Genomic DNA, 17,070 nt, shown 5'->3' with positions numbered 1-17,070 from the left:
TGTACCGGCTGAACGTGTCTCGACGCGCATCGCAGGCACCTCCCGTACGCTCGCTGGCGATGGTGCCGGGGCTCCCTTTCCAGCCTTGTGCGGCGAGAGGCCCGCGTCGCCTCGGATTAGCCCGAACGGGTGATGGCCGGTGTGTTCCGACCATGCACGCGCGGCCCGGACCGCCTTCCTGCCGTTGCTGCCACACTGGCAGCGTGACCGAGATCGAACGGCAGACCGGCCGGCGCCTGGAACGCGCCATCCTGGAACTGCTGGAGCGTCGTAGCGCCACGGCGACGATCTGCCCGTCCGACGCCGCACGGGCGGTGTACGACGGGGACGACGACGGCTGGCGCGCGCTCATGGAACCGGCCCGGCGCGCGGCCCGCCGACTGGTCGCGGCCGGCGAGGTGGAGATCACCCAGGGTGGCCGCCCCGTCGATCCGACACGGACGCGGGGCCCGATCCGTATCCGCCGTGCCCATTGAACGTGCCATGAGGGGCCACGGCCACCCCGCCCGTGCAGATCAACGCCCTCATCGTTCACGCCGCGGACTCCGAGCTGCTCGCGGGCTTCCGGTCCGCCCTGCCGGGCGAGGGGAGCGCGAGCTACCCGGCTGAGCTGAACCGCTTCGGCTTCCGCTCGGCGACCCGGTCTGCGCGTCACTTCCGCAGACGGGAGGGCCCCGTGCCCTCTGCGCTGCCCGCACGCCCGGGGCACCCGGTCGTCGGGGCAACGTTCCCGGCCGGGAGGGCTCTTGCGCCATGACGCAGGGCTGTAGTGCCCTGTCTGCCATGACACGGAGCAGAGCGGGTGCACTGATCGCCGCCGTCGTCGGCGGATCGCTGCTGGCGGGCGCGCCGATGTCCAGCGCGCTGGACATCGGCGCGGCGGACGGGCCGCCGCGACGGGCGCCGTCTTTGGAGGCCATCGACCTGGACACGGCGACGATCCCGGAGTTACAGGCGAGCAGGTCCGAGGGGACCCTGACGTCCCTGGCGCTGACCCGCGCGTACGTGCGGCGGATCGCGGCCGTCGACCCCAAGATCCACGCGGTGCTGTACACCGACCCGACGGCCCTGCGGCAGGCAGCCGCCAGCGACGCCCGGCAGCGTGGCGGCCGTCTTCGCGGACCGCTCGACGGCATCCCCGTACTGCTCAAGGACAACGTCGACACCCGAAACCTGCCGACCACGGCGGGGTCGCTCGCGCTGGCGGGCAGGCCACCCGGTGAGGACGCGGCGCTGGTGACCCGGCTGCGGCAGGCGGGAGCGGTGATCCTGGGCAAGACCAACCTGTCGGAGTGGGCGAACTTCCGCGCCGCGAAGCCGACTTCGGGGTGGTCGGCCGTGGGCGGGCAGACGAACAACCCGTACGTCCTCGACCGCAACCCGTGCGGATCCTCCGCCGGTTCGGCCGCCGCCCTCGCGGCGTCGCTGTCCCAGGTGGCGATCGGTACCGAGACCGACGGGTCCATTGTCTGCCCGGCGGGGATGAACGGAGTCGTCGGCCTCAAGCCGAGCCTCGGTCTGGTGAGCGGGCGTGGAGTGGTGCCCATCTCCGCCGAGCAGGACACCGCCGGGCCCATGGCCCGTAACGTCATCGACACCGCCCTGACGCTGTCCGTGCTCGCCGGGAACCGCTTCAGGGGCCCCGCCGGGCGGCAAGCCGCCGACGACGCGCTGGACCGACAGACCCCCCGATACGCCGACGTGGCGGGCCGTCAGGAAGGATTGCGGGGCAAGCGCATCGGGCTGTGGCGCCTGCCCTCGCTGGGCCCCGAGGTCGACGCCGTGATGACCCGTACCGCGGCGAAGCTGCGCGCCGCAGGCGCCGAAGTCGTCGAGGTGACGCCTCCGTACCAGGGCCGACTGGCCGAGCTCGAATTCCCCGCGCTGCTCAGTGAGTTCCGCCGGGACATCGACGCCTACCTCCACACCCGACACGGGCCCCAGGATTTGGCCGCGCTGATCGCCTTCAACCGCACCCATCCCCAGGAGCGGGCCTGTTTCGCCGGGCAGGAACTGTTCGAGCAGGCCCTCGCGGCCCCGCCCACCACCGACCCCGGGTACCGCGCCATGCGTGCGGAGCTGGCCGACCTGTCCCGGCGCTCCCTCGACGAGACACTGGCCGCCCACCGTCTGGACGCCATCGCCGCCCCGACGAACCCTCCGGCCTGGACCACCGACTGCGCGCGCGGCGACAACGACGTGATCCCGTCCTCCACGCCCGCGGCGGTTGCCGGGTACCCCTCGCTGTCGGTGCCCGCCGGATCCGTCGGTGAGCTTCCGGTCGGCCTGCTGCTGTTGGCCGGGCACTACGAGGACGCCCACCTGCTCTCCCTGGGAGCCGCCGTGGAGCGACACCTGCGGGCCTGGCGCGCACCGCGGTACCTGCCCTCCCTGGGCTCCACCCTCCACTGAGCGGAGCGCGGCGGCTCCAGCAGCTCGGGGGGCTGTGAAGGGCGGCACACGGTCCCCCGTTTCCCTCTGATTTCGAGGCGATCGACGGATCCCACCCCCACCAAAAAAGGGTATAAACGGTCACACTCGGTAAAAATCGGACCCCCCGAGGGTGACTCGTCCCATAGGACCCACGTCACGTACGAGCGCGGATCGTAGCGCTGAGGCGGTCTCGCCGCCCGGCCCATCGGCGCTCCCGCCTGCGCAAACGGCCCTTCACTCGCACCCGGGACCCTGGTCCTTCGCTGCGAATCAGCCTAGTAGGAGGGGTCGTTGCCAGGCCGGGAGGCGGCCGGTAGAACTGGATGAGTCGCCGAGCGGCACGGGTGTTTCTCCCCGCCGCAGACGAACCCCTCTCCCTCGTGTGAGTGGCTCACGCATGCCTCTGGCATGCCGCGACCTCCCTCGTCCCCTTCGGAAGGTTCATCCGTGTCCAACTCCGTCATCCGCCGCATCGCCGCTTCGAAGAAGACCCTCACGGGTGCCGTCGTCGCCGTCGGTGCCGCCGGTTCCCTGCTCGCCACGGTGCCCGCCCAGGCGGCCGCCCCGACGAGCGCCAAGGCGATCGCCCAGCAGATGATCAAGGACCCGGCGCAGTTCGCCGCCTTCAACAACATCGTTTCCCACGAGAGTGGCTGGGACCACACCGCCACGAACTCCTCCTCGGGCGCGTACGGCCTGGTCCAGGCCCTGCCGGGCTCGAAGATGGCTTCGGCCGGTGCGGACTGGAAGACCAACCCGGCCACCCAGATCAAGTGGGGCCTGGACTACATGAACTCCCGCTACGGCAGCCCCGTCGGCGCCTGGAACTTCTGGCAGGTCCACCACTGGTACTGAGCCACCCTCGGGTGAGCCGCGCTCGGTAGCAGGCAGACACAAAGCGGACAGACACAGCAGGCAGACAGAGACGCTCGGCCCGGACCACCCGGCCGGGCGTCTTTGCGTATGCGGCCGTGTGCAGGGGAGCGGCGTGAAGGGGGACGGGCGGGGATGCGTCCACCGGCCTCCCGGGGCTGCCCCGCCGGCCACGCATCCCGCCGGCCGGGTTTTCCGACAGCGGCCAGTAACTGCCCCACAGCGGACGGGCACCCCCCCCGGCCCGGCGCATGATCATCCGGTTTGCCGGGTATGGCCTGGAGCGTAAGTGAGTGCTGTGCGCGCTGTGCCTCAGGGAGCTGCCCATGTCGACCGACGCGATCGTGATGCTGAGGGAAGGCCACAAGGAGATCAGGCGGCTGATCCGCTCCTACCGGGTCGAAGGCCTGACCGAGGCGGTAGGGCCCTTTCTGCGGGCACTGACCGTGTACACGTTCATCGAGCGGGAGGGGATGTATCCGCGTGTCTGCGTGCTCCTTCCGGAGACGGAGCCCGACATCCTGGGCTTCGTCGAGGAACATCACATCGCCGACGTGCTGGCCTCCGAGCTGTACGACATGCGCCCCGGCGAGGTCGCGTTCGACGCCAAGGCCCGTCTGCTGATGGACATCGTCGAGCGGCACATGGACGCGGAGGAACACCGGTGGTTCCCGCGCGTACGGGCCGCAGTCGGGCGCCGGGAGCTGCGTGAGATCGGCGCCTGGATGATGAGGCTCACCGAGCGTGCTCCCCAGCGCCCGGTCCGCCCCTCCGCGCACGCCATGTGGGATGCCGTGGCCGCGTGAAGTGACAGGCCGCTGCTGAGCGGGTGCCGCTGCCGCCGATCGGCAGCGGACCCGGGCCGGTGGCCGGTCAGTCGACCGGGCGCAGGTCGGTGACGACCCGGAAGCGCTCCAGCACCACCAGTGTCTCGTCGTCCACGGTGAACCCCGGGTCCTCCAGGGCCGCCCGCATCTCGGCGCTGTGCCAGAACGACTCGTGGTTGGCCCGCCACTCGGCAATGCTGGTGTCGCCCTCTCCCTCATCCACCACATGGGCGAAGTCCACCCGGGCGAGCGGTTCGACACGCACCTCGGTGACCTCTGTGACCGCGACCGGACGCCCGTCCGAGTCGATCACCACAGCGCGCCCCCCGACGGACGGCAGGGGTTCCCCCGCGTGCTCGTAATCGATGACGAGTCCGGTCGTGGAGGTCTTGGAACCGTCGAGGACGGCCGCGACGAGCCGGTCGCGCAGCGGACCGGGAAAGGCGAACTCGGCCCCGGGAAGCGAGGCGATGTCCTCGGGAGCGCGGGGCGGCACGGCGTCAGTGGTCATGTCGTCACCGTAGCGACCCGCTTGCTCGAACCGACAACCGTTTACGGGGACTGGGCTGCTCAGCTGCCGGTCGGCTCCCGCCCGGCGGGGCGGGAGCCGGGGCGCGCGCTACTCGCTCTTGCAGGCGGTGACGTTGTCGCCGGTGCCGGGCACGGCCGCGGCCCGGGCGGCCTGGAAGTTGGCCTCGAACGCGCTGTGGACGGCCGGCGTGGTGATCCTCAGCATCGCCTCGTCGTTCTCGCGCAGCGCCGGACCGCTCCAGTTGTGGCTGCCGGTCCACATCAGCTTCTGGACGGTCCCGGCGTACATACCGTCCACCATCACGTTCTTCGAGTGCACGATACGGTTCGGCGTGGTGCTGTCGGCATCGTCGTCGTGCTGGTAGCAGCGGTTGGTGATGCCGGAGACCCCGTGCAGGGCGTTCCACGTGCCCGTGTCCGTCTCGCTGTAGACGAGGTCCACCAGGCACCCCGCCCCGGCGAGCGCGCGCAGCTTGTCGGCCACGGCCTGGCGGCTGATCTTCAACATGGCCGCGTGGACGGTCGTACGGTGCGCTCCGGCGCTGTCGGTCCAGCGGCAGGTGATGTTGTCCAGCGCGTTCACGACGGTGTCGGTGGTGGCGTCGGTGCCGGCGCGCGGGAAGAAGTAGTACTTGTAGTCACCGGCGTTGCCGTACGTGTACGCCCAGGAGGCGCGGTTCTGCGCGGGCAGCTTGTCGAAGTAGGAGAGGTAGCCGTCGTACAGGTCCGTGTTGCCCACGACGGTGACCGAACTGTTCCAGTACCGCGCGTAGTTGGAAGGCGTCAGGTTCGAGGTGAGCTGCACCACGACGTTCTTCTGGGCCCCGCCACCGACGCTGCCGGCCACCAGGAACTTGTTGTGGTTGATGCCGGTACCCGCCGGGCCCAGACACGAGCTGCCGGTGGCACACAGCTTCACGTACGAGCTCTTGGTGGTGTCCGTACCGAGAGCGGTCCGCAGGATGTCGTAGGCCGCCGGGTAGTCGCGGGTGCTGGCGTCCAGGACTACCTTGACGCTGACGCCGCGGTCCGTCTTCGCGGCGACCAGTTCGTTCGCGACGGTCTCGTCCCACAGGTGGTACATGGCCAGCCGCAGCGAGGTTCCACTGTCGGCGTTGGTGACGACGGACCGGACCTGGTTGCGGATGGCCTGCTGGGCCGCGCTGTCACCGGTCGGATCGTTGAAGACCGGGCCCGTGGTGACCGTGGCCGCGCTGGCGGTGTCCACGGGACCCACGAGCATGCCGGTGAGTACCCCCGTGGCGACGGCGAACGCGCCGACAGCCGTGCGCAGTCGGCCCGATATACGGACGAGTTTCATGTCCCTCCCCTGTGAGATCGACGAATCCCGCGCATCCTAGCGGCGCACGGCGCCGGCCCCCGGCCCCATCGCTTGCCGTGCCGGTGGGGCCGGCGAGACCGGTGATGTGCGCGGCCTCGCAAGGAGCGCGGCGAGGCCGACGGCGTACCGCCGCGGGACCGGCCTTTCCCCGAGCGGGGCATCAACCGCCGCGCGCACGGTACACGTGAGGTAATGCGGGGCACGGCCCCGACGCACTACGAGAAGGTGGCCGCGCCATGACGCAGTCGATGGGCCAGACGCTGGACACGCCGTTCGGGCCGGTTCGTTGAGTATGAGCAGGGAACTGACGGTCGGACTTGTCCTCGCCGGGATCGTGCTCGTCGCCGCCGCGGCGGGGGCGGTCGTCCTGACCGCGCGGCTGATCCGCGCCCGCAGGCTGCTGCGGGACGCCGGCATCCCCCTCACCCACAAGGCCGCCTACTGGGGCGCGCTGCTGTACGTGATCAGCCCGGTCGATCTGCTCCCCGACCCCGTCTACCTGGACGACATCGGCGTCCTGCTGCTGGCCCTGCGCACCTTGCAGAGCGCGGCCGCACGGGGGAAGGGGGAACCGGACTAGGGCCGGTCCGAGCGGACCCGTGGGACAGGCCCTGGTGCCCGGCCGGCCTCAGGCCGGTTTGCGCCATACGGAGATGTGCTTCGCGGAGTCCTGCGCGAACGGAGACCCGTCCCAGTCCGCGACGCGGCGTTCGAGTGTGAGACCGGCGATGCGTGCCATCAGGTCGAGCTCCGCCGGCCAGGCGTACCGGTGCCGGGAGTTGCTGCGGCGGTAGGTGCCGTCGTCGCCGTCGCGGGTCAGATGGTGGGAGACGAGGACCTGCTCGACCAGGTCGAAGGTGTCGAAGCCGAGATGCCGTTCGGAGACGTCGAAGGGCACCGCGACCTGCCCTGGAGGCAGGAACCGCAGCGGTGGCACGCCCAGCTCGATGACGAACCTGCCGCCCGGCGCCAGATGACGGGCCGCGTTGCGGAAGCACGCGACCTGCTCGTCCTGGGTCAGCAGATTCGTGATGGTGTTGCAGCCACTCTGCCGGGCGCCGAGGGAAGCTGTCGACGCCTTTTCCTCGTCACTCGGGCCGCCGGCCGTGACGAGTCAGGTCCACGGGAGACGCGGCCTTCCGGGTGTATCTCGTTCTTCCGGGAATCAGGGGGCGCTGACCGGTGTTCGTCCTGGTCATGAAGGCAATTGTTCTGGAGAAGTACGGCTCTGCTGACGACCTGCGCCTGGTGGACCTCCCCGATCCGAAGGTGGCGCCCGGCGAGGTCCTGATCAGGGTGAAGGCGGCCGCGGTCAATCCGGTCGACTGGAAACTGGCCGCCGGGTATCTCGATCCGATCATGGAAGCCGCTTTCCCGCTGATCCCGGGATGGGACGTCGCGGGCGTGGTGGAAGCGGTCGGCCTGGACGTGCCCGAGTACCAGGTGGGCGACGAGGTCTTCGGCTACGTGCGCAAGGACTGGGTGGAGAAGGGCGCCTACGCCGAGCTCGTCGCCGCGCCGGTACGCTCCGTGGCGCGCAAGCCCGCCGCGCTGAGCTGGGAAGAGGCGGCCGGGGTACCGCTGGCGGGGCTGACCGCCTACCAGTCGGTCCACCGGGCCGGGGTGAAGGCGGGCGAGACGGTGCTGGTGCACGCCGCCGCCGGCGGTGTCGGAGCGTTCGCCGTGCAGATCCTGGTGGCCCTCGGCGCCCGGGTGATCGGCACCGCGAGCGAGCGCAACCACGAGTTCCTGCGCGGGCTCGGCGCCGAGCCGGTGACGTACGGGGACGGCCTGGAGGACCGCGTACGCGCGCTGGCGCCCGAGGGTGTGGACGCGGCGCTCGACTTCGTCGGGGGCGGTGTGGTCGATCTGTCGCAGTCCCTGCTCAAGCAGCGCGAGCGCATCGTGTCCATCGCCGACCAGGCCGCGGTGGAGCAGGGCGGGCACTCGCTCTGGGTGCGTCCGGACACCGAGGACCTCGCCGAGCTCGCACGGCTCGCGGACGCCGGAAAGCTCACGGTGCACGTCGAGCGGACCTTCCCGCTCGCCGAGGCCGCGGAGGCCTGGCGTCTGAACCAGGAAGGCCGGACCCGGGGCAAGATCGTCCTGACCGTCTGATCTCGCGTACGCGACGACGGGATTGCCGGTACGCGACGGCAGGTATCTCGCGTACGCGATGCCCGGGACCGCCGTCCTGCGCCGACCAACGTCACTCCGACGGGTCGGCGGCAGGGCGGCGGTCCTACGCGTGTGCTCCCACGCGTGTGCTGCCCCGGCCGGGCGAGAGCTGCTGCCATGGTGCTGCCCACCGGGTTGGGCCCGGCGACGCCGTCCTTCGCCGTCCGGACCAGGCCTTCACAGATCTTGATCATGCTCAGTAGGCTCGGCTCGACGGCACCACGGACGGCGGCCCGCCGCCGGCACCGACGAGAGGGATCCGCGATGGACCGGACCGTGACGAAACTGCCCAGCACCGGCCGGGGCGTCCTGGTCACCGGAGCCTCGCGGGGCATCGGCCGGGCCGTGGCCGCCGCCTTCGCCCGGGGCGGCGACCGGGTGGCCGTCCACTGCTCCACCTCCGGGCCGGACGCCGAGAAGACCCTCGCCGCGCTGGAGGGGCAGGGACACGTCCTCCTCGCCGCGGACCTCGCGGACCCGGACGCCGTCGAGGAACTGGCGGCCCGGGCCGAGGAGGCGCTCGACGGAGTGGACATCCTGGTCAACAACGCCGCCGTGATGGTGGCCCACCCTCTCGCGCAGACCCCGTACGAGCAGTGGCAGCAGGCCTGGCGGCAGACCGTCGACGTGAACCTCCTCGGTCCCGCCCACCTCAGCCACCGGGTGGCGAGCCGGATGATCGAGGCGGGCCGGGAAGGGCGGATCGTCAACATCGGCTCGCGCGGCGCCTTCCGCGGCGAGCCGGACCACCCCGCCTACGGGGCCACGAAAGCCGCCCTGCACGCCCTGGGCCAGTCCCTCGCGGTCTCCCTCGCCCCGCACGGTATCGCCGTGGCGTCCGTCGCCCCCGGGTTCGTCGCCACCGAGCGGGTGGCGGGCCGTCTGGAGGGAGCCGAAGGGGAGGACATCCGGGCCCAGAGCCCCTTCGGGCGCGTCGCCGACCCGAGCGAGATCGCGGCGGCCGTGCTGTACCTGGCCTCCCCGCAGGCCATGTGGAGCTCGGGCACCGTACTCGACGTCAACGGGGCCTCCTATCTGAGGACCTGACCCCGCACCTCGCCCCCCCCCACATCGCCCCCCCACATCGCCCCCCACATCGACCCCGCTCGTCGGCCCAGGAGCCCACCCCCCTATGCACCACTTCGCTGTAGAGACACTGCCCGCGGGCCGCTGGCGCAACGGCGGCGGTACGACCAGGGAGATCACCTCCCGGCCTTCGGACACCGAGGAGTTCGGTTGGCGCGCGAGCGTCGCCGACATCACCCGGGGCGGCCCGTTCTCGGCGTTCGCGGGCGTGGACCGGACACTCACCCTGCTCACGGGGGACGGGGTGCGCCTGACGTCCCCCGGTGCGTTCGACCGGCTGCTGGCGCGTGCGGGGGAGCCGTTCGCGTTCTCCGGCGATCTCGCCCTCACCGCCGAACTGCCGGGCGGCCCCTGCCGGGTGCTCAACCTCATGGCGAGGCGCGGGCATTGGACGGCAAGGGTGGACCGGGTCATCGAGCCCGTCGCCCTGCACCCGGGACGCTCCGGCGTGCTGTACGTGCTGTCCGGCCGCTGGCAGCCGGAGGCGGGTGGGCCCGTCCTGACAGCCGGTCAGGGCGTGTGGTGGGACGGAGACGACGATGCGGCCGCAGCATACGTCGCACCGCTCTCGCCCGACGCCGCCGCGCTGTGGGCGGATGTCGTGCCGGCGGGGTGACGCCGGGACCGACACGGATCCGTCGGAAACCGCCGCAACCGGCTTCCCCGCACGGGCGGCCGGTTCCGGCCTGCCCGGGTGGCACGTTCAGATCAGACTGCGGGCCTCGTACGACGCGGCGGACCAGGGGGCCCCGTTCGGTGCCGGGGTGAGCGTCACGGTCAGCAGGCTTCGGCCGCGAGTGACAGCGGCGGGCAGTTGGTACGTGTCGTCGAGCCAGCGCCGGTCGGTGTTGGCGAGGGGCTGGTACCAGTCGCCCAGTCGGCGCCCGTCGACGCTGATCTCCGCTTGCTGCGGCGCCTGTTGCTGGTCGGAGGTGCGCCGCAGCTCGACACCGTGATTGCGGGGGTCGACGGCCAGGGTGAAGGTCACGGGCGTGCGGGTGGCCCGGGTCGGGGCGCGCAGCCGCGTAGGCGTACGGGCGTCGCCCTCGAAGGCGGAGTCCACTACAGGGAGGGGGCTCGCGGCGCCGGACGTGTAGCGGTGAGTCGCTTCGCTGGCGGCATCCCCCAGACGCACGACGTCGCTCGTGGACGAGGCGGGGGTGGGAGTGCCGTACCAGAACGCGGTGGAGGAGTAGTCGGCCTGACGGTCGTTCATGGGGCCGTGTTCGATCGTGTAGTCGATCGACTGGGTGAAGGCGACCGAGTCGTGGAGCTGGAGGCGGTAGGCGTCGGTGCAGTCACGCCCGGCCGCGCAGCCCGACGAGGCGGTGAGGTGGCCGGGATTTCCGTTGAACGGCAGGGTGTAGGGGCCGTGGTTGAAGTACCAGCCGCTCTGATAGAAGTCCTCGGTCCCGGTGCCGTGGATCTGGGGGGTGCGTGCCCCGTCGACGTACACCCGTTCGTCGCCCTCCAGGTAGGTACGGTCCGTGTCGCCCTGCATGCTGTGGCTGACGCCGACGAACTTGCCCCGGCCCTGCGTGTTCAGGAAGGACCAGCTCGTACCGGGAACGGTCGGTCCGGCGTGGGACAGGGCGTGGAAGCGGCCCTCGGATCTCGTCCGCACGGCCTGGGCGTGGGCGGGGGAGGGAGCCGTGCTCACCGAGGCGCTGCCCGCGGTGACCGGGATGTCGGTGCCGTTGTGGAGCTGTACGTGTGCCTGGGTCGTGAAGGGCATGGGCCACCAGGCGCGGAAAGTCTGCGTCTGGGGATCGGTGGCGAACATAAGGGCCCGCACTGGTGCCATGGCCTGCCCCGCGCCGAAGAACTCGCCGAGCGGGGCGTCGACCGTGCGCTGCCCGTCGAACGAGATCAGCAGACGCAGACCGGTGAGCAGCGCCCGGCCGGCCGCCGGCGCGGTGCGACCGCCGCCCCGGCGGATCCGGCCGCTCTCCGCCCCCCGTTGCGTGGCGGCGCCGGACACCTGCGGAACGCGGAACTCCAGGGCGGTGAGGAGTCCGGGCGTGAGGGAGGTGGCGAGCGTCTGGGTGGCGCCCGGGGCGAGCTTCAGCGCCTGGGTGGTGGTACGGGTTCCTGGAAGGGCGGGCTTGGGATCGCGGGTTCCGGCCGCTTTGAGGACGGCGACGACATCCTGGGCGGTGTCGTGGGCGTCGAAGGTGGTGATCCCGTCGGCATCGGCGAAGGAGCGGTACGACACGTGGTAGAAGAGCGGATTGTGCTGGGTGGTGACGCGCATGGATTCGCGGAACGGCATGGGCACTTCGATGAGAACCCCGCCCGACGACGCGTCGGCGTTGGCCACCAGGGGAGGCGCGAAGGGCGCGCCGAGCCGTCCGTTCACCACATCCTGAAGGGGCGCGTCCAGGACCTTCTTCCCGTCGAGCTCGATGGTGAGGGTGCCGGTGCGGGTCACATCGCCCTCGTCGCGGGTGAACCAGAGGGATCCGATCTCGCCCGCCCCTCGGTGCTCCGCGATCACGCAGCCACCGCCGGGGTTGGTGCGCAGACATGAGTAGGTGCCGAAGAAACCGTCCTGGGCGTTGCCTCCGGCCCGGTCGAAGCTGGAGAACTGCAGGGTCCGCACGCCCGAGGGAAGATCGGGGAGACGGTCGAGACGGCGCAGACTGTCCCACCCCACCGGTCCCTGGGTACCGGGAGCCAGGGTGTTCGGTGCCGTCTGCGCGCTCTCTGCGGTGGCCTCCGCGTACGCCGGCAGCAGTGCCAGGACGACCGCGAGAGCGATCGCCATCGCGCGGGAAGACCAACTGGCACACTTCATGCCGACCTCCAGAACATGGGCATGGAGCGTCCCGAGGTGCGCCTGCGCCAGGCGCGGCGGGAGCCACGGCCGCGTGACATGCCAGCGGGTGACAGTGTGCCCGGGGAAAACGCTGCGGCGGGTGACCTCACCACGGCGAGTCCTGGTGCACCGCGGTCCGGCCTTGCGTCTGCACGGCGTCGACGACGAGCGTGCCGACCACGACGGCGGTGGCGGGTCGCGGCTCGGCGCGGGTGGATATGACGCCGGGCGGGGGAGGGGCGCGCGTCGGACCGGGGGAGCCCGGCGGCCCGGGACCATGGCCCAGGTTTGCCCGCGGGCCTTCGCGGTCATACGGCAAGGCAGCCCCGGCCCGACGTGACCCGCGGTGCCGTCCGGGCACACGCCCCGCTCCCGGGGGTCCCTCCCGACGCGAGAAGAAAGCCCGAGCACAGACGTGACCACGCAGACAGAGCGACCGTCGGCCGACGCGTCCGAAGCCCCGTTCAAGCGGGTTCTCGGAACGCGCCTGCTGTACTTCTTCATCCTGGGCGACGTCCTGGGCGCGGGCGTCTACGTGCTCATCGGGCAGGTGGCGGCGAAGTCCGGCGGAGCGGTGTGGGTCCCGCTGGCCGTGGCCCTCTGCCTCGCGCTGCTGACCGCGGCCTCCTACGCCGAGCTGGCCACGAAGTACCCCCGGGCGGGTGGAGCCTCGTACTACGCGACGCTCGCGTACGGTCCTTTCGTCGGCTTCTTCGCCGGGTTCTGCATGCTGGCGGCAGGGATCGTCTCGGTCGCCGCGCTGGCACGAGGTTTCGGCGGCACCTATCTCACCGCTTTCGTGGACCTGCCCGTGGCGCTGGTCGCCGTTCTGTTCCTGGCCGCTCTGGCCCTGCTCAACGCCCGGGGCATCAGCGAGTCCACCCGCGCCAACGTGGTCGCCACGGTCATCGAGGCCGGCGGCTTGCTCCTGATCATCGGCCTCGGCGTGTGGCTCGTCGTCGTCCGCGGTGAGGGTGACCCGGGACGGCTGGTGCAGCTCGGCACGCCCGAGAGCGGCCCGGTGTCCGCCGCGCTCAGCGGGGCGGTGCTCGCGTACTACTCCTTCGTGGGCTTCGAGACGTCCGTGAACGTCGCCGAGGAGACCCGCGACGCCCGCCGCGCCTACCCGCGAGCGCTCTTCGGCGCCCTCGGCACCGCAGGGCTGGTCTACGCGGGGGTCGGCGCGGCCGCCTCGGCCGCCGTGCCCACCGGTGTTCTGGCGGGCTCGGACGGCCCGCTCCTGGAAGTCGTGCGTGCGGTCGGCTCCGTGCCCGAGTGGCTGTTCTCGGCCATCGCCCTGGTCGCGGTCGCGAACGGAGCGCTGCTCACCGGCATCATGTGCTCCCGCCTCGCCTTCGGTATGGCGCGGGAACGACTGCTGCCGGCGTTCCTCACCCGGGTACTGCCCCGGCGCCGCACGCCGTGGGCCGCGATCGCCACCACGACGGCGCTGTCCCTGCTACTCGCGCTCACGGGCGACATCGAGGCGTTGGCCGCGACCCTGGTGCTCCTGTTGCTGGTGGTGTTCTTCACGGTCAACACCGCGGTCCTGGTCCTGCGCCGCCGTGACCACTCGGGCCACGCGGACCACTTCCGCGCCCCGGCCGCGATCCCCGTCCTGGGGGCCCTCTCCTGCGTCCTGTTGGCCACGCAGATCGAGAGCGGGGTGTGGCTGCGCGGCCTCATCCTGCTTGCGGCGGGCGGAGCCCTCGGTTTCGTCTCCACCGCGGTCTCCCGCCGCACGGCGACGGCCCCGTAGGAAGCGGAGCCCCGCGGAGAGCGGGGCCGAGGGAGAACAGGGGCCCGGTAACCGTGCCGACCGCGGCCGCCGCACAAGCCCGCGCCCCGCCGATCACGGTAATGAACAGGTCAAGGGTCTCCCATCCAGGTCAAGATTCTGGCTTCCGCGCACATCATCCGGCCTCATCGGAATAGTCGCCTCGGGAAACAGGTTCGACTCACACGTACCCAGCCCAGGGTGCCGCCGCCGACCTGCCGCCTCCGGAGGCCCCGTCATGTCCCAGCCGACGACCGACCAGCAGGCCGCGCCGCGCGGCATACGCGGTGTCGTCCCCGTACTCGCTTTCGCCGGCATCACGGTCGCGGTGATGCAGACGCTGCTCGTGCCCGTCATCAAGGACCTGCCCGAACTGCTCAGCACCTCACCCTCCAACGCCACCTGGGTGATGACCTCGACCCTGCTCGCCGGCGCCGTGGCCACGCCCATCATGGGGCGCCTCGGCGACCTGTACGGCAAGCGCCGCATGCTGCTGACCAGCCTCGCCATCATGGTCGTCGGCTCGCTGATCGCCGGTTTCACCAGCGAACTCCTCGTGATGATCGTCGGCCGGGCCCTCCAGGGCTTCGCCATGGGCGCCATCCCGCTCGGCATCGGTCTGATGCGCGACGAGCTGCCCCGCGAGAAGCTCGGCTCGGCGATGGCCCTCATGAGCTCCTCCATCGGCGTCGGCGGCGGACTCGCGCTGCCGCTCGCGGCCCTGGTCGCCCAGCACACGAACTGGCACGCCCTCTTCTTCGGCTCCGCGGGCCTGGGCGTGGTGGCCATCGTGCTCACCCTCCTCGTCGTCCCCGAGAGCACGGTCAAGGCCGGGGGAACCTTCGACGTGCTCGGCGCGCTCGGCCTCTCCGCGGGGCTGATCCTGCTGCTGCTCCCGATCACCAAGGGCAGCGACTGGGGATGGGGATCGGCCACCACGCTCGGCCTGCTCGGCGCGGCGGTCGTGGTGCTCGTCCTGTGGGGCGTGATGGAGCTGCGCGTCAAGGCGCCCCTGGTGAACCTGCGCACCACCGCCCGGCGCGAGGTGCTGCTCACCAACCTCGCCTCCATGATGGTCGGCGTCGCCTTCTACGCCATCTCGCTCGTGCTCCCGCAGCTTCTCCAGCTTCCGTCGGCCACCGGCTACGGCCTCGGCCAGTCGATGGTCGTCGCCGGTCTGTGCGTGGCTCCGCTCGGCCTGACCATGATGCTCACCGCGCCGGTCTACGCACGCCTCTCGGCCAAGTACGGCCCCAAGACCACCCTCATCCTCGGCATGCTGATCATCGCGGTCGGGTACGGGGCGGGGCTCGGACTGATGAGCGCGGCCTGGCAGACCACCGTCATCGCGGTCGTCGTCGGCGCGGGCATCGGCCTCGCCTACTCCTCGCTGCCCGCGCTGATCGTCGGCGCGGTCGACCCGTCCGAGACGGGCGCCGCCAACGGTCTCAACACCCTGATGCGCTCGATCGGTACGTCGGTGTCGAGCGCCGTCATCGGCATGGTCCTCGCCAACACGTCGCAGGACTTCGGCCCGGTCACGCTCCCGACCATGCACGGCTTCCGCGTGTCCTTCCTGATCGCGACGGCCGCGGTCCTCGGCGGGCTGGTGTTCGCCGTCTTCCTGCCCAAGGGCCGTCCCGCCGCCAGGCCCCAGCTGCGGGCCAGCAGCGAGGAGGACGCGGCGCTCGCACGGGCCACCGAGGCGTCGGCCGCCTTCCACGGCCGCGTCATCGGCGCCACCGGAGCACCCGTCGCCCACGCCAGGGTCACGCTGATCGACCGCCACGGCCGCCAGGCGGGCTCCGCGCGCACCGACGAGAACGGACGGTACGCGGTGGCCGTTCCGCAGGACGGCCCCTACGTCCTCGCCGCGACGGCCGCGGGCCACGCGCCCCTGGCGTCGTCGGCCACCCACCACGGGGGCGAAGGCCGGGTCACGGTGGACCTGGCCCTGGCCACGCCCGTGGCGTAGGCCCGGGCGGACGCCGCGTCAGGAGACCGTGGCGGCCGGTGGTGTCCAGCGCTGGTTGGGGGGAGCCGCGCTGGAGATGTCGTAATCCTTCTTCAGCGTGTCCGGGATGGCGTAGTGCATGACGCGTCCACGGGTGAGGGAGGACAGCTCCAGGACAGAGGTGAGGTGGCCGAGCCGGTCCAGGGCCCAGGCGCCGAGCGGGGAGCGGTCCTCGATGGTCTCCAGGATGCCGAGCAGGTGGGGAACGGTCTTCACGACGGTGTCCCACCGGGTGCGGGGTACCTGGAGCCAGTCGGCGCAGGTGTCGCCGATGAGGTGGCGGATGAGGGCGGAGACGATCGGGTCGAAGAAGGTGCCGGGCACGACCTCTTCGTAGAGGTCGATGAGCTGGCGGGTCAGGAGGGTGCCCTCCGGTGAGGGCCCCATGTACCGGACCATGTACAGGTCGAGGAAACGGCGGGCCTCGTCGAGGGTCTTGGGCACGGCGTCCTGGTCGACGCCGAGCATCGCACCGACGACGCGCCAGGCGTAGTAGTACGCGTCCGCGCCCTGCGTCGACATGTGGATGCCCAGGCGGTGCAGGCTGTCCAGGACGAGCAGCGAGAAGAACATCTGCCCGCCGATCATGTCCTCCTGGCAGATGGGCGTCCCGTCGGTCTCCGCGTCCCACAGGTTCTCGCGGGCCAGGTGGTGGCGGATGGACGCGTGCAGGAGGCGGACCTTCTGGGCGGCGGGGATGAAGCGGCTGCCGGCCTCGAAGGCGTTGGGCTGCATCAGGTAGACGGTGAACTGCCCCGTCTCCGCCATGCGTTTGGAGGGGTACTTCAGCCCGTGAGTGGCCGACAGGAGCTTCGCGACGCGCGGTACGAGATAGCACGCGGGCATGGAGGCGAAGGACAGCGCGGTGGAGATGTGCACGTTGTTGTCGATGAAGAACAGCCGGGCCCTCTCCATCTCCTCCCAGTCGACCCACGCCGGCGCCGTCCGGGTGGCCTCCAGGTATTCGCGGGCGACATCGGGCAGGCCCTCGGGGAGCGGAGCGCCGACGGTGGAGACGTACCGCATCAGGGTGTTGAACTTGCCCACCTCCCCGCGTTCGAAGAGTGTCGCCACGGTGGCGTCGGCGAGTTCGTCACCCGCCTGGCGGAGAGCGGACATGGATGCCTCGGTGTACGTCATGGCGGGCTTCCTTCTTCCAACGGGTCGTCGACGAGGGGAGGGGCGGACGAA

At 71.3% G+C, this 17,070-nt stretch carries 14 protein-coding genes and 1 pseudogene; 10 read left to right on the top strand and 5 right to left on the bottom strand.

Features of this window, described 5'->3' with window-relative positions:
• Positions 1-203 precede the first annotated feature (203 nt).
• The 4 genes from ACZ4MU_RS19520 (at position 204) to ACZ4MU_RS19505 (ending at position 4,112) form a co-directional block, all read left to right on the top strand.
• Positions 204-476: a DUF3253 domain-containing protein gene (locus ACZ4MU_RS19520; protein ID WP_467877889.1), complete on the top strand. Its 273-nt coding sequence runs from the start codon at positions 204-206 to the stop codon at positions 474-476.
• 307 nt (positions 477-783) lie between these two features.
• Positions 784-2,412 carry an amidase gene (locus tag ACZ4MU_RS19515; protein ID WP_467877887.1) on the top strand — a complete coding sequence of 543 codons (1,629 nt, stop codon included), beginning with the start codon at positions 784-786 and terminating at the stop codon, positions 2,410-2,412.
• 468 nt (positions 2,413-2,880) lie between these two features.
• Entirely contained in the window at positions 2,881-3,288 is a 408-nt protein-coding gene (locus tag ACZ4MU_RS19510) for an aggregation-promoting factor C-terminal-like domain-containing protein (protein ID WP_467877884.1), read from the top strand.
• A 344-nt stretch (positions 3,289-3,632) separates the two neighbouring features.
• Positions 3,633-4,112 carry a hemerythrin domain-containing protein gene (locus tag ACZ4MU_RS19505; protein ID WP_467877882.1) on the top strand — a complete coding sequence of 160 codons (480 nt, stop codon included), beginning with the start codon at positions 3,633-3,635 and terminating at the stop codon, positions 4,110-4,112.
• Positions 4,113-4,179: 67 nt separating this feature from the next.
• Here the strand turns inward: ACZ4MU_RS19505 and ACZ4MU_RS19500 are convergent, their stop codons facing one another.
• Both ACZ4MU_RS19500 and ACZ4MU_RS19495 read right to left on the bottom strand, forming a co-directional pair.
• On the bottom strand, positions 4,180-4,644 hold the full coding sequence (locus ACZ4MU_RS19500; RefSeq protein ID WP_467877879.1) for an ASCH domain-containing protein: 465 nt from the start codon (positions 4,642-4,644) through the stop codon (positions 4,180-4,182).
• Positions 4,645-4,752: 108 nt separating this feature from the next.
• Positions 4,753-5,985, bottom strand: coding sequence for a phospholipase D-like domain-containing protein (locus tag ACZ4MU_RS19495; protein WP_467877876.1), 1,233 nt, complete (start codon positions 5,983-5,985; stop codon positions 4,753-4,755).
• Between the two features lie 313 nt (positions 5,986-6,298).
• Here ACZ4MU_RS19495 and ACZ4MU_RS19490 point away from each other — a divergent pair, with 313 nt between their 5' ends.
• Positions 6,299-6,586: a YkvA family protein gene (locus tag ACZ4MU_RS19490; RefSeq protein WP_467877873.1), complete on the top strand. Its 288-nt coding sequence runs from the start codon at positions 6,299-6,301 to the stop codon at positions 6,584-6,586.
• Between the two features lie 48 nt (positions 6,587-6,634).
• On the opposite strand, the pseudogene ACZ4MU_RS19485 reads toward ACZ4MU_RS19490, so the two are convergent.
• Positions 6,635-7,045, bottom strand: a pseudogene (locus ACZ4MU_RS19485) (SAM-dependent methyltransferase); the annotation flags it as partial.
• Positions 7,046-7,203: 158 nt separating this feature from the next.
• On the opposite strand from ACZ4MU_RS19485, the gene ACZ4MU_RS19480 reads away from it, so the two are divergent.
• The 3 genes from ACZ4MU_RS19480 to ACZ4MU_RS19470 all read left to right on the top strand — a co-directional run bounded on the left by ACZ4MU_RS19480 (position 7,204) and on the right by ACZ4MU_RS19470 (position 9,886).
• Positions 7,204-8,124 carry an NADP-dependent oxidoreductase gene (locus tag ACZ4MU_RS19480; RefSeq protein ID WP_467877871.1) on the top strand — a complete coding sequence of 307 codons (921 nt, stop codon included), beginning with the start codon at positions 7,204-7,206 and terminating at the stop codon, positions 8,122-8,124.
• A 324-nt stretch (positions 8,125-8,448) separates the two neighbouring features.
• Positions 8,449-9,231, top strand: coding sequence for an SDR family NAD(P)-dependent oxidoreductase (locus ACZ4MU_RS19475; RefSeq protein WP_467877869.1), 783 nt, complete (start codon positions 8,449-8,451; stop codon positions 9,229-9,231).
• Positions 9,232-9,316: 85 nt separating this feature from the next.
• Positions 9,317-9,886: a HutD/Ves family protein gene (locus tag ACZ4MU_RS19470; RefSeq protein ID WP_467877865.1), complete on the top strand. Its 570-nt coding sequence runs from the start codon at positions 9,317-9,319 to the stop codon at positions 9,884-9,886.
• Positions 9,887-9,973: 87 nt separating this feature from the next.
• Here ACZ4MU_RS19470 and ACZ4MU_RS19465 read toward each other — a convergent pair whose 3' ends face one another.
• Positions 9,974-12,037 (bottom strand): glycoside hydrolase family 172 protein, encoded by a 2,064-nt coding sequence (locus ACZ4MU_RS19465; RefSeq protein WP_467877862.1) that lies wholly within the window; start codon positions 12,035-12,037, stop codon positions 9,974-9,976.
• 466 nt (positions 12,038-12,503) lie between these two features.
• On the opposite strand from ACZ4MU_RS19465, the gene ACZ4MU_RS19460 reads away from it, so the two are divergent.
• Together ACZ4MU_RS19460 and ACZ4MU_RS19455 are read left to right on the top strand one after the other, a co-directional pair.
• Positions 12,504-13,847 carry an APC family permease gene (locus tag ACZ4MU_RS19460; protein WP_467877859.1) on the top strand — a complete coding sequence of 448 codons (1,344 nt, stop codon included), beginning with the start codon at positions 12,504-12,506 and terminating at the stop codon, positions 13,845-13,847.
• A 256-nt stretch (positions 13,848-14,103) separates the two neighbouring features.
• Complete coding sequence (locus ACZ4MU_RS19455; protein WP_467877857.1) at positions 14,104-15,840, top strand: MFS transporter; 1,737 nt, start codon at positions 14,104-14,106, stop codon at positions 15,838-15,840.
• An 18-nt stretch (positions 15,841-15,858) separates the two neighbouring features.
• Here ACZ4MU_RS19455 and ACZ4MU_RS19450 read toward each other — a convergent pair whose 3' ends face one another.
• A complete protein-coding gene (locus ACZ4MU_RS19450; RefSeq protein ID WP_467877854.1) occupies positions 15,859-17,019 on the bottom strand; it encodes an oxygenase MpaB family protein in 1,161 nt (386 codons plus the stop codon).
• Positions 17,020-17,070: the final 51 nt, after the last annotated feature.

This window comes from Streptomyces sp. NPDC026377 (assembly GCF_055567715.1).
The sequence above is the reverse complement of the archived record's forward strand: the minus strand, read 5'-3'. Positions and strand labels throughout refer to the sequence as shown.